At 37.1% G+C, this 14312-nt stretch carries 11 protein-coding genes; 2 read left to right on the forward strand and 9 right to left on the reverse strand.

Features of this window, described 5'->3' with window-relative positions:
• Window positions 1–2 precede the first annotated feature (2 nt).
• The 7 genes from ileS to GWK10_RS08115 all read right to left on the reverse strand — a co-directional run bounded on the left by ileS (window position 3) and on the right by GWK10_RS08115 (window position 11384).
• A complete protein-coding gene (ileS, locus tag GWK10_RS08085) occupies window positions 3–3401 on the reverse strand; it encodes an isoleucine--tRNA ligase (protein WP_164031378.1) in 3399 nt (1132 codons plus the stop codon).
• Window positions 3402–3511: 110 nt separating this feature from the next.
• Complete coding sequence (locus tag GWK10_RS08090; protein WP_164031380.1) at window positions 3512–6064, reverse strand: TonB-dependent receptor; 2553 nt, start codon at window positions 6062–6064, stop codon at window positions 3512–3514.
• Window positions 6048–6767, reverse strand: coding sequence for a DNA repair protein RecO (gene recO, locus GWK10_RS08095; RefSeq protein ID WP_164031383.1), 720 nt, complete (start codon window positions 6765–6767; stop codon window positions 6048–6050). The genes GWK10_RS08090 and recO overlap by 17 nt, the downstream gene beginning before the upstream one ends.
• A gap of 83 nt (window positions 6768–6850) precedes the next feature.
• Complete coding sequence (gene gdhA, locus GWK10_RS08100; protein ID WP_164031385.1) at window positions 6851–8194, reverse strand: NADP-specific glutamate dehydrogenase; 1344 nt, start codon at window positions 8192–8194, stop codon at window positions 6851–6853.
• 206 nt (window positions 8195–8400) lie between these two features.
• A complete protein-coding gene (locus GWK10_RS08105; protein WP_164031387.1) occupies window positions 8401–9558 on the reverse strand; it encodes a cystathionine gamma-synthase in 1158 nt (385 codons plus the stop codon).
• A 115-nt stretch (window positions 9559–9673) separates the two neighbouring features.
• Window positions 9674–10918 (reverse strand): cation:proton antiporter, encoded by a 1245-nt coding sequence (locus GWK10_RS08110; protein ID WP_164031388.1) that lies wholly within the window; start codon window positions 10916–10918, stop codon window positions 9674–9676.
• Window positions 10919–10925: 7 nt separating this feature from the next.
• Entirely contained in the window at window positions 10926–11384 is a 459-nt protein-coding gene (locus tag GWK10_RS08115) for a DinB family protein (protein WP_164031390.1), read from the reverse strand.
• Between the two features lie 70 nt (window positions 11385–11454).
• Between GWK10_RS08115 and GWK10_RS08120 the strand changes: the two genes are divergently transcribed.
• Together GWK10_RS08120 and GWK10_RS08125 are read left to right on the forward strand one after the other, a co-directional pair.
• Complete coding sequence (locus tag GWK10_RS08120) at window positions 11455–11805, forward strand: arsenate reductase family protein (protein ID WP_164031391.1); 351 nt, start codon at window positions 11455–11457, stop codon at window positions 11803–11805.
• Between the two features lie 9 nt (window positions 11806–11814).
• Window positions 11815–12705: a DMT family transporter gene (locus GWK10_RS08125; protein ID WP_164031392.1), complete on the forward strand. Its 891-nt coding sequence runs from the start codon at window positions 11815–11817 to the stop codon at window positions 12703–12705.
• On the opposite strand, the gene GWK10_RS08130 is transcribed toward GWK10_RS08125, so the two are convergent.
• Window positions 12702–13178: an acyl-CoA thioesterase gene (locus GWK10_RS08130; protein ID WP_164031397.1), complete on the reverse strand. Its 477-nt coding sequence runs from the start codon at window positions 13176–13178 to the stop codon at window positions 12702–12704. The two genes, GWK10_RS08125 and GWK10_RS08130, sit on opposite strands and share 4 nt — an antisense overlap.
• 43 nt (window positions 13179–13221) lie before the next feature.
• Window positions 13222–14211: a lipid A-modifier LpxR family protein gene (locus tag GWK10_RS08135; RefSeq protein ID WP_164031399.1), complete on the reverse strand. Its 990-nt coding sequence runs from the start codon at window positions 14209–14211 to the stop codon at window positions 13222–13224.
• Window positions 14212–14312 lie beyond the last annotated feature (101 nt).

Raw genomic sequence — 14312 nt, forward strand, 5'->3', positions numbered from 1 at the left:
TTTTAAAATTTTTCAATAAACAATTTGGTGTTTACCTCATCAAAAGCAATTTCTATTCCATTCGAAACAGCATCTTCAAAATCTAGTACCGCAGTAAGTGTTTCTGCCTTAATGTACGCTAGATTAGTAGTTACTGCTTTCTCGATATTTCCGTCACGCTCTAACTGAACTTTAATTTTATCTGTAACCTCAAATCCTGAATCCTTTCTTAGGTTCTGAATTCTGTTTACCAATTCTCTTGCGATGCCTTCTTCTCGAAGATCATCTGAAATCGTTACATCTAAAGCTACCGTTAATGCTCCTGAATTCGCAACTAACCAGCCTTCTATATCTTGCGAAGTAATCTCAACTTCGTTTAACCCTAATGTAATACTTTTTCCATTAATTTCGACCTCAATCTCGCCATTTTGCTCGATTTTGACGATTTCATCCTGACCAAAAGTTTTTATTTCATTGGCTACCAGTTTCATATCTTTTCCGAAACGAGGCCCTAACACTTTAAAATTGGGTTTTATCTGCTTTACTAAAATACCTGAAGCATCATCTAGTAATTCAATTTCCTTGACATTGACTTCAGATTTAATAAGATCGGCCACGGCCAAAATCTCTTCTTTTTCAGCTGCATCTAACACCGGAATCATAATGCGTTGTAATGGTTGACGCACTTTGATCATTTCCTTTTTTCGTAACGATAAAACCAACGAACATATTGCTTGCGCTTTTTGCATTTTATGTTCTAATTCGGTATCGATCATGGCTGAATCAAAAACAGGGAAATCTGCTAAGTGTACACTTTCAAATGTCTCTCTTGATGTTGCGGCATTTAAATCTTTGTATAATCTATCAGCAAAAAATGGCGCTATAGGCGCAATTAGTTTAGCTACCGTATTTAAACAGGTATGTAAGGTTTGGTAGGCCGAAATTTTGTCTTGTTGATAATCGCCTTTCCAGAAACGTCTTCTACTTAATCGCACAAACCAGTTACTCAAATTCTCTTGAACAAATTCTGATACCGCTCTAGCCGCTTTAGTAGGCTCATAATCTGAGTATGCTTCATCAACAACCTTGGTCAAACTATTTAACTCCGAAAGTATCCATCGATCAATCTCTGGTCGTTTACTTAATTCAATATCACCTTCTTTGTATGAAAACTCATCTATATTGGCATATAAACTAAAAAACGAATAAGTGTTATATAAGGTTCCAAAGAACTTACGTCTTACCTCAGCGACTCCTTCTAGGTCAAATTTTAAATTATCCCAAGGATTGGCATTTGAAATCATGTACCAACGTGTAGCATCTGGCCCATATTTTTCAAGTGTAGAAAATGGGTCGACAGCATTGCCTAAACGCTTAGACATTTTTTGACCATTCTTGTCAAGAACAAGTCCGTTAGATACTACATTTTTATACGAAACACGATCAAAAACTAATGAACTTATCGCATGTAGCGTATAGAACCATCCTCGAGTTTGGTCTACTCCCTCAGCAATAAAATCGGCTGGATAAGACTTCCCGCCGTCTATCATATCTTTATTTTCGAACGGATAATGCCATTGTGCATAAGGCATAGAACCAGAATCAAACCAAACATCAATTAAATCGCTTTCCCGTTTCATTGGTTTCCCAGAAGCGGACACTAATGTGATTTCATCGACGATGTTTTTATGCAAGTCAATAGTATTGTAATTGTCCTCGGACATATCACCAACTTTAAAATCAGCAAAAATATCTTCTGACATTATTCCTGCAGCAACTGACTTTTCCATTTCAGATTTTAGTTCTTCAACAGACCCGATCAATATTTCTTCTTTTCCATCTTCTGTTCTCCAAATAGGAAGTGGAATTCCCCAGTAACGTGATCGCGATAAATTCCAATCGTTGGCATTCTTCAACCAGTTACCAAATCGACCTTCGCCAGTCGCTTTTGGTTTCCAGTTTATAGTTTCATTTAATTGATGCATCCGATCTTTAATCTCAGTCACTTTTATAAACCAAGAGTCAAGAGGATAATATAAAATAGGCTTGTCTGTACGCCAGCAGTTAGGATAACTGTGGACATATTTCTCAACCTTAAAAGCTTTATTTTCTGTCTTAAGTTTGATGGCTAACTCAACATCAACAGATTTTTCAGGAGCCTCACCATCAGGATAGTATTCATTTTTAACATACTTGCCTCCTAATTCACCTACATGTTTAGTGAATTTACCCTGTAAATCTACTAAAGGAACTAAATTATCATTATCATCTTTAACCAACAGCGGTGGCACTTCAGGACTAGCTTGTTTAGCCACTAAAGCATCATCTGCACCAAAAGTTGGAGCAGTATGAACGATTCCTGTACCATCTTCAGTAGTTACAAAATCACCAGAAATTACCCTAAACGCATTCTCTGGATTGTCATTTGGCTGGGCATAATCTAAAAGCTGTTCATATTTTATTTCAACAAGGTCTTTCCCTTTAAATTCTTTTACCACGTAAAATGGGATTTTCTTATCACCATCTTGATAGGCGAATAAATCTGATTTCTCTTCAACTTGGGTGAACTTCCCAGAAAATTGCTTTCCAACCAAAGCCTTTGCAAGCACAACATTCATAGGTTTGAATGTGTATTGATTGTAAGTCTCTACTAAAACATAATCAATTTTAGGCCCAACCGTAAGTGCCGTATTACTTGGTAGTGTCCAAGGCGTTGTCGTCCAAGCTAGAAAGTACACATCGCCTTCATTTTGAAGAAAATCAGGTAAGGTTTCTTCTTTAGCTTTGAATTGAGCAACGACGGTTGTATCAGTAACATCTTGATAAGTTCCAGGCTGATTTAATTCATGTGAACTAAGTCCTGTCCCCGCTTTCGGCGAATATGGTTGAATGGTATATCCTTTATAAAGCAATCCCTTATCATAAATCTGCTTTAACAACCACCAAACACTCTCCATATACTTTGGCTTGTAGGTGATATAAGGATCATCCATATCTACCCAATAACCAATTTTACGGGTCATGTCATTCCAAATATCTGTATAGCGCATTACGGCTTTCTTACAAGCCTCGTTATAATCTTGAATTGAAATTTTTTTGCCGATATCTTCTTTGGTGATTCCAAGCTCTTTTTCAACCCCAAGTTCAACCGGTAAGCCATGGGTATCCCATCCCGCCTTACGTTTTACCTGAAAACCTTTCATGGTTTTATAGCGAGGGAAAATATCTTTAATGGTACGTGCCATTACATGGTGAATACCAGGCAAGCCATTTGCTGAAGGTGGTCCTTCAAAAAAGATATAAGGTTCAGCTCCTTCGCGCTCGGTTATACTTTTAGAAAAAAGATCATTCTCCTCCCAATAGGTAAGGATTTCCTCTGCTACTTTCGGTAGATCAAGTCCGCTATATTCGGTAAACTTCATGCCTTAAAAATCAATCGCTTGTTACGATGCGCGAAATTAAGGATTTTGAGCGAAAAGATGCCTAAAATGAAGTGCTAAGAGTCAAATTGAAAGGCTAAAAAGTATGCGTTTTAAAAATTTACCGAAGCCATCACTCTAAAATTTCTGCCAGGAGCACTAATTCCAGAAGCAAACTCACGATAATGACGATCAAAAATATTGTCCATAGAAAGTTGTAGTCGCAAAGATGAAGAAAAGTTGTATGCTATAGCAGCACCTAAGGTATTCCAAGACGGCAATCCTGCATATCTATCAACATCCTCAGTTGCATTCGGATTAATTAATGGTGTTTCTTCTAGACCATCTTCACCACCTTCACTAAAATCCTCCGGATTTTTACTCCCCGAAAATCTAAAATATAATTGTGAATCAATTTTGTTTTTATCATAACTCAAGGTCGCGCTACCAAAAAATGGCAGTATAGAAGGCAATGAACGATCTCCGTCAAAAATACGTCCGGCGGTATAGGTTAGATTACTTTTAAATCGTAAGTTTTTAACTATTTGAGTATTGACATCAAAAGTACCACCAACAATATAGGCATTCCCCAAATTCGTATTGGCCAAAGTCTCAACTTCTTCTCCATTAAATAATATGGTATTAGCGTCAGCAGTAGTTGTATCTCCTTCAACCACAAAATCATCACGCCCTATTACACTTCGTAACCAAGTATAATAAGTGGTAAATGATATGGCGTTTGATTTTCTTCCAAGATACTTAGTAATACCTATTTCACCATTGTAGGCAAACTCTGGCTCTAAATATGGATTTGGTATTGTTAATGTACCTCCTTGTTCGCGAATCTTACCTATATCATCAATATTTGGTGACCTAAACCCACTCGACAACACTGCATTTAATTGCCAATTTTTAGTCGGTCTAAAAACATACCCCAAGGTCGCGGTTACCGAATTGTTGCTAGTCATAACCTCATCTAGATTACTATCGACTAGCGCTTGCTCATTCCAAGCCGCTTTCAACTTGGTAAAGGTGTACCGAATACCCGAATTAAAGGTTGAATTCTTATTGATGTCTTGTCGATAATTAGCGTAAGCAGCAGCAGTAGAATAACTACTACCATCACTAGGATATCTCGTTGGAATTGCCTGCCGTTCTTCTAATCCAACAATGCGATTGCCTTGCAAAACGAGATCTTCAGAAAACGCGGTAGATTGCACATCGTTATAGGTAAATTCAAGCCCGTAACTTAGGTTTCGTTTCGCTCTCAGGTCAGCAAAAAAATCAGCATTTAAACTGTAAACCTCTACATCTTCTATCTGACTCTCTCGAGTAATGCTACCAAAACTTCGTTCTATTCTCGACTCCTCAATACTTTGAAAGGCTGCAGTAATTGTCCCCTTAGACATCCATTTACGTTTTGGATTAATCTGTAGCTGTGGAGAAACCAAAAACCGTTTTTGAGGACCGTAATCCCAACGGGCGAAACGCAAGGTTCCATCTCTATACTCAGCTAGACGATCAAACCTTGGGACATTTGATGACTCTGAAAACTGAATATTTAATCCGAAGCTCGTTTTATCATTCAACTTTACTGAAAACTTTTGCAACAAATCAAATTGATCGTAGCTCGTTCCTTTTTGTTCATTGGGATTCGAATTTACAACTGGATCCGGATTGTAAAATTCCTCCGTATTATTAGAATACAGGTTAACCAAACCCCAATCATCAAAACCATGTTTTCGATTGCGGCCCATTCTAATATCACCGAAACTGCTATATGATATATTTGTGAAAGATGCCCAGCGACCAAAACTAAATTGCATATCTAGACTATTAGTCGTTTCATCGGTCGCTTGACTGTATCGGCTTAAAAACCCGCCTGAAAAGCGTTTTGTATCATTAATTTGTGGAGTTTTCGTATAATAATGAACAACTCCACCCAAGGCATCTGATCCGTAAATAACCGAGGATGGCCCGAAGATTACTTCAGTTCGTTCTAGGCCGTTTGGACTAATCGTAATTGCATTTTGTAAATGCCCAGATCGAAAAATGGCATTGTTTAATCTAACTCCATCTACAACTAAAAGCACTCTATTGGCTTCGAATCCCCTTATAACAGGACTCCCACCGCCACCTTGCGATTTTTGAATACGCACACCTGGTGCTTCTGTAAGAATATCTGCACTCGTTTGTGGTGCGCTTCGTTGGATAGTTTGACTAGATAGTACTGCAATTTTTTCAGCTACGCGCGTTTTTGCCTCGCCTGTTTTAGAAGCAGATAGTACTACTTCATTCAGTCGCTCTGCTTCCGGTGATAAATAAACGATAAAGCCATTGCGAAAATAACGGGCTTTGGTAATCGTCTTTTTAATGAAACCTATGTGTTCAAATATGATCTCTTCTCCCAAATCAAACTGTGAAAGATCTGCCTGTCCATTTTCATTAGTAATAGTACTTTTAGAGGCATCGGGATTGTAAATAGCAACACCTATAAGAATTTCATCTTCTACCTGATCTTTTACTGTAATTTGTTGAGCGGAAGCTGAAAAAGATGACAGAAAAATAAGCACTAGTGCGACCCTAAATATATGTGCCTTCATTGCTATTAAAAACAGCCGGCTTTGTTCAGGAAAATTTGGAGAAAAACTAATTAAAAACTTCATTTAAAACCGCTAAAGATCTGGGTTTTCTAAATCCCTGCAAATGTAACTCAAAATATTCAATTAGTATTCCAAGTAATTGCTGTCTATCCGTTCCGGAAAACCCTGTCTCATCTAATGCATCAAAAGTTGTACCCAATAGGCGTTTAAACAGTGTTAAATTTTTATCGCTAATGGAATGAAGCTCAAAAGGGGATATTATAAACGCGCCTTCCAACAGACTAAAAGCTGGTAATGTTGACTCACTTGTATCTGGATAAAAACCCAAAAAACGGGTAAGATTTAGTAAGAACAGCATATGAAAATTAGCAACCTGATCATGCGCATCAAGCCATTGAAATGCCATTTCTAAGTATTCAAATAGCGCTTCGTTAGCTTCTTCTTCAACTATAGATACATTCAACATCTCTGACAAAAACATCGCAATGGATGCTTTTTTAATATCTGTATGAACACTTTTGTAAGCATAGGCCGTTTTCACTTCTCGTATACTTTCCAAAGTGCCTTTATTTTTGTGGTTAACATCGATAACCAACTGTGATAAAGGTTGAAAATATGCTGTCTTAAGCTTTCCTTTTTTTGACTTTAGAACACCCTTCAACATATATGATTTTAAACCAGCTTCCTGCGTAAAACACTTAACGATTAAACTAGTATCGCCGTATTTTAAAGAAGAAATAACTATGGCTTTTGTGGTGAGTAGCATGAATTCAAAAATACATCGTTTTATTCAACAAAAAACCCCGCTTCTCAGCAGGGCTTTTTATATATAGCTAAATGACTAAATTCTTAGACCACTCCTTGTGCTAACATAGCATCTGCAACTTTTACAAAACCTGCAATATTCGCTCCTTTCACATAATCAACACTTCCATCATCTTCTGTTCCATATTCCACGCAACTCGCATGAATATCGGCCATAATTTGCGTTAGTTTTTCATCAACCTCTGCACGTGTCCAGTTAAAACGCAATGAGTTTTGTGTCATTTCAAGACCTGAAGTAGCAACACCACCTGCATTTGATGCCTTACCTGGTGCAAATAATATTTTTGCCTTCTGGAAAGCATGCATCGCCTCTGGTGTACTAGGCATATTCGCGCCTTCGCTGACACACATACAACCATTATCCATTAAGGTTTTTGCATCATCTCCATTTAATTCATTCTGTGTTGCACATGGCAATGCGATGTCACATTTTATGCCCCAAGGAGTTTTTCCTTTATGGAATTCTGCCGAAGGATATTTATCACAGTATTCATGAATACGTCCGCGCTTTACATTTTTCAGCTCCATCACAAAAGCTAACTTATCGGCATCGATTCCGTCTTTATCATAAATAAATCCTGATGAATCAGAAAGTGTTACCACTTTAGCACCTAGTTGTGTTGCTTTTTCTGCTGCATATTGCGCTACGTTTCCTGAACCAGAAATTACAACTGTTTTGCCGTCAAAAGATTCTCCTTTGGTATCGAGCATGTTTTGTGCAAAATATACAGTACCATAACCAGTTGCTTCTGGTCGGATTTTAGATCCACCCCAACTTAATCCTTTACCGGTTAATACCCCTGTAAACTCATTTCGCATTTTACGATACATCCCGAATAAGAATCCGATTTCGCGACCACCAACTCCTATATCACCTGCAGGCACATCGGTATTTGGACCGATATGTCGGAAAAGTTCGCTCATAAAGCTATGGCAGAACCGCATGATTTCATCGTCCGATTTTCCTTTAGGATCAAAATCAGAACCACCTTTACCGCCACCCATTGGCAACGTTGTCAAACTGTTTTTAAAGACCTGCTCGAAGGCTAAGAATTTTAAAACACTCATCGTAACAGTTGGATGAAAACGCAATCCACCTTTGTAAGGACCGATAGCAGAATTCATCTGGATACGATACCCCCGGTTTACATGTATTTCTCCCTTATCATCTACCCAAGGCACGCGAAATTGAATCGCACGCTCAGGCTCAACCATTCTCAATAAAATATTTTTACCATTATAAATTTCCTGTGAGGCAATGTACGGTATCACCGTTTCAGCAACTTCTTGAACTGCTTGTAAAAATTCTGGCTCATGAGCATTCCGCGCACGAACCTCTTCCATAAATGCATCGATTTTAGCTTGCATACGTGTGGTTGATTATTGGATTCGTAGTTATTGATTAAAATTTGAGTGCAAAGATATGATATTGATAAAAATAAGGTGTGATTTTTTTCATATTAATAAATCTCAACAAAAATCCTCTCCACTAATGAAAGAAGACCACTTCATCAATGCCATATTATTGCATAATTCAAGAAGAAATATACATTAAATTATTGATATACAGATAATTAACCTATCGCTTGCTTTAAATCATCGATAAGATCATTTACATCTTCAATACCAACACTTAATCTGATCAAAGAATCGACAACTCCTGTTTTTTCGCGCTCCTCTTTTGGGATAGATGCGTGCGTCATACTCGCAGGGTGTCCTGCTAAACTTTCTACACCGCCTAGAGATTCGGCTAGTGTGAATATTTTAAGGTTTTCAACAATTCGAATAGCCTCGTCATAATCATTTCCTTTGGTCACAAAAGAAATCATCCCTCCAAAATCATTCATTTGTCGTTTTGCTATATTGTGATTTGGGTGTGATTCAAATCCTGGCCAATATACTTTTTCAATTTTTGGATGCTTTGCTAAATACTCAGCTATCGCCTTGCCATTTTCGCAATGGCGTTGCATGCGTACATGTAGTGTTTTAATTCCTCTTAGTACTAAAAAACTATCCATTGGACCGCAAACAGCGCCACTTGCATTTTGGATAAAGTATAAACGATCGGCTAGATCTTTATCCTTAACTACCAATGCGCCCATAACTACATCACTATGTCCGCCAAGATATTTTGTCGCTGAGTGCATTACAATATCAGCCCCTAAATCTATTGGCTGTTGCAAATACGGTGTCGCAAATGTATTATCAACTGCCAGCAAAATATCGTGTTTTTTAGCTACTGATGCTACTAACTCAATATCAATAATATTCATCATCGGGTTTGTTGGTGTTTCTACCCAAATAAGCTTCGTATTATCATTCACATAATTCTCGATATCAGCGGCATTTTCCATTCCAATGAAATGAAATTTTATACCGAAATCTTCAAATACTTTGGTGAATAAACGATATGTACCACCATAAAGATCATTAGTAGACACAACCTCATCGCCAGGCTTCAGCAATTTTATAACCGCATCGATTGCTGCAAGGCCACTGCCAAAAGCAAGTCCAAAATTCCCATTTTCAATACTGGCCAAACTCTTTTCCAAGGCAGTACGCGTCGGATTCGCTGAACGAGAATATTCAAAGCCTTTATGACCTCCCGGAGTCGTTTGAGAGTAGGTACTTGTTTGGTATATAGGTGGCATTACTGAACCATATGCAGGATCTATATTGTCTTGCCCACCATGTATTGTTTTTGTGTTGAAGTTTGTTTTTTCAGAACTCATAATATGTGTTTAAGTCGGCACAAAATTACATTTATTATATGGGTTAACATATACTAATTTGCAACTTGGCTGATGCCTTTTGTGGTAAAAAAGTTAGAGTCCTTACAAGCCTTAATTATGATTTACTCGCTAGCCGTTTTACAAGAGGGCCTACAGTGAGTCCTTGCGCGATAATTGAGAAAACCACAATAATATAAGTGACTACTAAAAAGAGTTCTCTATTCATATCTGCGGTCAGACTTAGTGCCAACGCAATCGAAATTCCGCCGCGAAGTCCACCCCATGTCATTATTATGTTGGTTTTTGGAACAAAGTCTAATTTTTTAGAATAAAAATTGATTGGTAACCAGAGTGAGATATAGCGAGATAGTAAAACGATAGGAATTCCGAGTAAGCCAGCGATAACATATTTACCTTCGAAGGTTAGCACCAACATTTCCATACCGATCATGACGAATAAAACAGTATTTAGAAGCACATCGATTAATTCCCAAAACTTGTCGACATAGGCCTCGGTTATTTCTGACATTGAGGTCCCTCTAATTGTATCATTTCCTACAATCAATCCAGCAGTAACCATAGCCAATGGTGCGGAAACGTGAATTTGATGTGCTAATAAAGTCCCCCCCATTACAGCCGCAAGCGTAATGATAACCTCCACGTCGTAATTGTCGATAGACTTCATCATTCGATATGCACCAAAGCCGAGAGCAGCCCCAAGTGCTATTCCACCCAATACCTCTAAACCAAACAATTTGGCAACTTCTGCAACCTCAAAAGAGGCATCAGCCGATTTTGCAATAGAAAAAATAGTCAAAAAAATGACTACGCCTACGCCATCATTAAAAAGTGATTCGCCTACAATTTTTGTCTCTAGTTTTTTAGGAACGTTTGCTTTTTTCAAAATTCCTAAAACCGCAATAGGATCGGTTGGCGAGATAAGTGCTCCAAAGAGTAGACAGTAAATAAAATCGACCGGAAAATCGATTAACTTCAAAATCATAAACATTAAGCCTCCTATTATAAAAGTAGAAGCTAATACTCCTAATGTTGCAAAAATGAAAATTGGCTTTCGTTGAACTTTTAATTGTTCAAAATTTGTGTGCAGCGCACCTGCAAATAACAAAAAGCTAAGCATGCCATCTAGTAATACAGTCTTAAAATCTATTTGAGATATAAACTCTTTTTCTTTGATTAATAGCGTTTCATCAAAATATCCTAAGGCAAGAATTAGCAAAGTAAATACTATAGTAATCAACATTAATCCTATAGTAATTGGCAGTTTTAAAAAACGCACATTTACAAAACCAAAAAGTGCCGATAAAACTATGAGAACAGTCGCAATTGAATAATAATCCATACCTAATTTATGCCGCCTTTATAAGTGCCATTATATATCCAATATGCAATCCTTCGTGATACAGATTAAATTGCATGGCATCTTCTACTGATTTTAATGTCATTTTCACTGTTGAAAGATCATATGGCTCGTAGGTTGTAAACGATCCATCTTGGAAATCTGAAATAGTCTGGTCAATAGTTGTAAAAACCGATTTTTTTAGTTCCTCTACCTCATCGATCGTAGCATCTTTTTCTGGTTTTGTTCCTTTTTTATAGGCCCCTACAAATTCATCATCTACCAACAACTTCTTGCCAGATAAACCATATACCAAACGTTGTTGCGTTGCAACTGAATGGGCAATATTCCAAAAAATATTGTTATTGAATCCGTTTGGAATGTGATTTAGCTTTTCTAATGGAATTGTTTTGAGAAAATAGTATAGCAATTTTCGATTTTGTAAGGTAGCTTCTAAAACTAAACTCATCTTTTATTTTTTTATAAATATAGCTGAATTTGCCCTAAATGAATTTTCTTTGCTTAGCAATTCTACTACAATGAAAAAAATATATCACTTAGGCTCTTGCAGCACCTGTATTCGCATTATTAAAGAGCTGAATTTGCCAACAGATTTTATTTTACAGGATATCAAGAAAGAAGCAATTACCGAAGCTCAATTAGCGGAGATGAAGGACATGGCTGGCGATTACGAAACCTTATTTAGTAAAAGAGCTCAATTGTTCAAACAACGTGATCTAAAGAATCAAAATCTTGATGAAAGCGACTTTAAAAATCTCATTTTAGAACATTACACTTTTCTAAAGCGACCAGTAATTATTGTTGATGACAAGATTTTTGTTGGCAATAATAAAAGTGTGGTTGAAGCAGCTAAAAATGCTATTCACTAAAATATCATAATGAGCAAACGCACGCTGGCTATTTTAGCCGCACTTGGCGCTAATTTAATCTATGCTATTAATCATACTGTAGCAAAAGATGTTATGCCGACTTATATAAAACCATTCGGCTTTATTTTACTGCGAGTTGTAGGTGCGACTATCTTATTTTGGTTAATTAGCATTTGGGCACCAAAGCAAAAAATTGATAAGAAAGATTGGCTTCGCATAATAGGTGCTGCTTGCTTTGGTATGTTCATTAATATGCTTGCCTTTTTTAAAGGACTTAGTTTATCTACCCCTATACAAAGTTCTATTGTAATTACTATAACTCCAATTGTAGTTTTTATTTTATCTGCTTACTTGATAAAAGAAAAGATAAGAGGCTTACGTTGGATTGGTATTTTTATGGGTTTCACAGGGGCACTTGTTTTAATTGTTTTTGGCCAAGAAATTAGAATGGATGCGCCTAATATCCCTCTTGGCAATTCACTTTTTGTAGTCAACGCCATTGCCTATGCATTCTATTTAGTTATGGTAAAACCACTCACTGCAAAATACAACGTTTTTACCTTAATGAAATGGCTCTTTTTATTCGGGTTGCTAATTAATATACCCTTCACCATCAATGAATTCACTGAAGTAAAATGGACAACACTCCCATTTGATGCTATATGGAGAATGATATTTGTTGTTGTGGGAACTACGTTTTCTACCTATTTACTTGGTGTATTTGCATTAAGTCATCTAAGAGCTTCTACGATGGGTGCTTTTGTATATTTACAACCATTAATGGCAATTGCTTTCGCCGTTATTGTTGGCTCAGATTCCCTAAACGTTGTAAAGATAATAGCCGCCTTTACTGTTTTAGCAGGAGTATATTTGGTCACCAAAAAATCAGCTTCCAACTAGCTGAGATCCTTAGGTATTTTAGCTGCTTTCCTAGTATCTTCTTTTGTTAGTATTTTAAAATCATCGGCGTGATGAAGTTTATCTACAATAGCTAATAACTCTTTGGGTAATGCCGTGAGCCTCCTTGTTTTAAGATCAATCCAAGAGCCAATCATGTTCCCATATGTCATATTTCGCCCATTCTCATCATAAAAGTTATGTCGAAATTCATAAAACATACCATCTTCTGACATTCCTCCTAGTTCCATCGATACCCGTATCACAGAACCGGCCATCACTTCTCTAAAATAATACACATGTTCATGAAATACGATTGGGCCTAAATTGTATTGCTGCATCTGTTTTTGACCAAAGCCATTTTCTCCCAAAAAACTCATACGGGTATGAGCCATAAATACTATATATGATGAGTTAGCTAAATGCCTATTGGCATCAAGATCATTCCATCGAATATCGAATTCTTTATAATACATATTTCCTTTTTTAGATCGCTCTATATTTAGTTAGGGAGCCCATTTAAAACCGGACACTACCATGAAGGCCTCCATAGATATGAGTGCTTTTAGGCACTACTCTGCCATACTCCCATGTATAAACCAACCCAAGGGTTAGCCAATCTGCATTTAAATGAATGCCATGAATCATGGTTGCAAAACTGTTACTAAGATCGTCAATTTTATAGGGACTATCAGATCGCAACAAATTTCCTTGTGCAGTTCCGTCGAAAGCCACTAAACCAAGGCCGAATTTAGATTGAAAAAAGTACTCCGTCACTTTCTTATTTGCCATTAATTGGTTACCAAATGATGCCGTTTTACTAATAGACTCAAATAATCCTAACCTAAAACCGAAAACAGGCATTGCATCAATATACAAATTCCCAAAACGGGCTTGACCTCCCGCAAATAAACCAAAGGTTTTACTCGTCGGCGTAAGATCGTAAATGTATTCGCTTGAAATATTAAGCAATAACTGATCAGGGTTTTGAAATTGCCAACCCTCGTATTCTAGATCATTAGAAATATCGGCATGCCAATACAGCTGTAATGCTCCTGCCTGAGAGGAGGGGCCCATGATACCTGTTAATAATCCTAGCCTAACGAAAGATCGTTCAAAAGCATAGGTCGTTTTAAGCTGCGCATAAAGAATTCCAGTCCACGGTCGGTCAAAATTCTCAGGCCCTTCTATATCAATAGTTGCGGCAAATTTCTCAGCATTCGAAGAAGTAAAACCCTCAAGACTGGCATCAATTGTATAAGACTGATCTATTTTGTTTTTAAACAATTTTTGAAGTCCAAGAAACCGTTCTGTTTTAAACTGATACCCTAATTTTATCCCAAACGAATAATAGCGATCGAAGTCGCGACCGATAACGAATATATCATTGTCAGTAGAAAAACTAAGCTGGTTTTTATACGTATCTGTCTCTTGGGCTGCAACACAAAAAATGCCAGCAAAAAACGCCAGCAAACTACTTTTAAATAATCGTAAAACTTTCTTTTTCATTTAGTGATTGCAATGTACACAGAATATATTTTCATTCACAAACTTAAACTGCAATTAAGGATAATTTTAGCTAATTTTAACCAACACTATACAATCATCAA

It is taken from the genome of Spongiivirga citrea (genome assembly GCF_010671565.1).
GTDB classification, from domain to species: domain Bacteria; phylum Bacteroidota; class Bacteroidia; order Flavobacteriales; family Flavobacteriaceae; genus Spongiivirga; species Spongiivirga citrea.

Coding starts and splice junctions, on each gene's coding strand:
- ileS (WP_164031378.1), bottom strand. CDS start 3,401: ATGAAGTTTACCGAATATAGCGGACTTGATCTACCGAAAGTAGCAGAG.
- GWK10_RS08090 (WP_164031380.1), bottom strand. CDS start 6,064: ATGAAGTTTTTAATTAGTTTTTCTCCAAATTTTCCTGAACAAAGCCGG.
- recO (WP_164031383.1), bottom strand. CDS start 6,767: ATGCTACTCACCACAAAAGCCATAGTTATTTCTTCTTTAAAATACGGC.
- gdhA (WP_164031385.1), bottom strand. CDS start 8,194: ATGCAAGCTAAAATCGATGCATTTATGGAAGAGGTTCGTGCGCGGAAT.
- GWK10_RS08105 (WP_164031387.1), bottom strand. CDS start 9,558: ATGAGTTCTGAAAAAACAAACTTCAACACAAAAACAATACATGGTGGG.
- GWK10_RS08110 (WP_164031388.1), bottom strand. CDS start 10,918: ATGGATTATTATTCAATTGCGACTGTTCTCATAGTTTTATCGGCACTT.
- GWK10_RS08115 (WP_164031390.1), bottom strand. CDS start 11,384: ATGAGTTTAGTTTTAGAAGCTACCTTACAAAATCGAAAATTGCTATAC.
- GWK10_RS08120 (WP_164031391.1), top strand. CDS start 11,455: ATGAAAAAAATATATCACTTAGGCTCTTGCAGCACCTGTATTCGCATT.
- GWK10_RS08125 (WP_164031392.1), top strand. CDS start 11,815: ATGAGCAAACGCACGCTGGCTATTTTAGCCGCACTTGGCGCTAATTTA.
- GWK10_RS08130 (WP_164031397.1), bottom strand. CDS start 13,178: ATGTATTATAAAGAATTCGATATTCGATGGAATGATCTTGATGCCAAT.
- GWK10_RS08135 (WP_164031399.1), bottom strand. CDS start 14,211: ATGAAAAAGAAAGTTTTACGATTATTTAAAAGTAGTTTGCTGGCGTTT.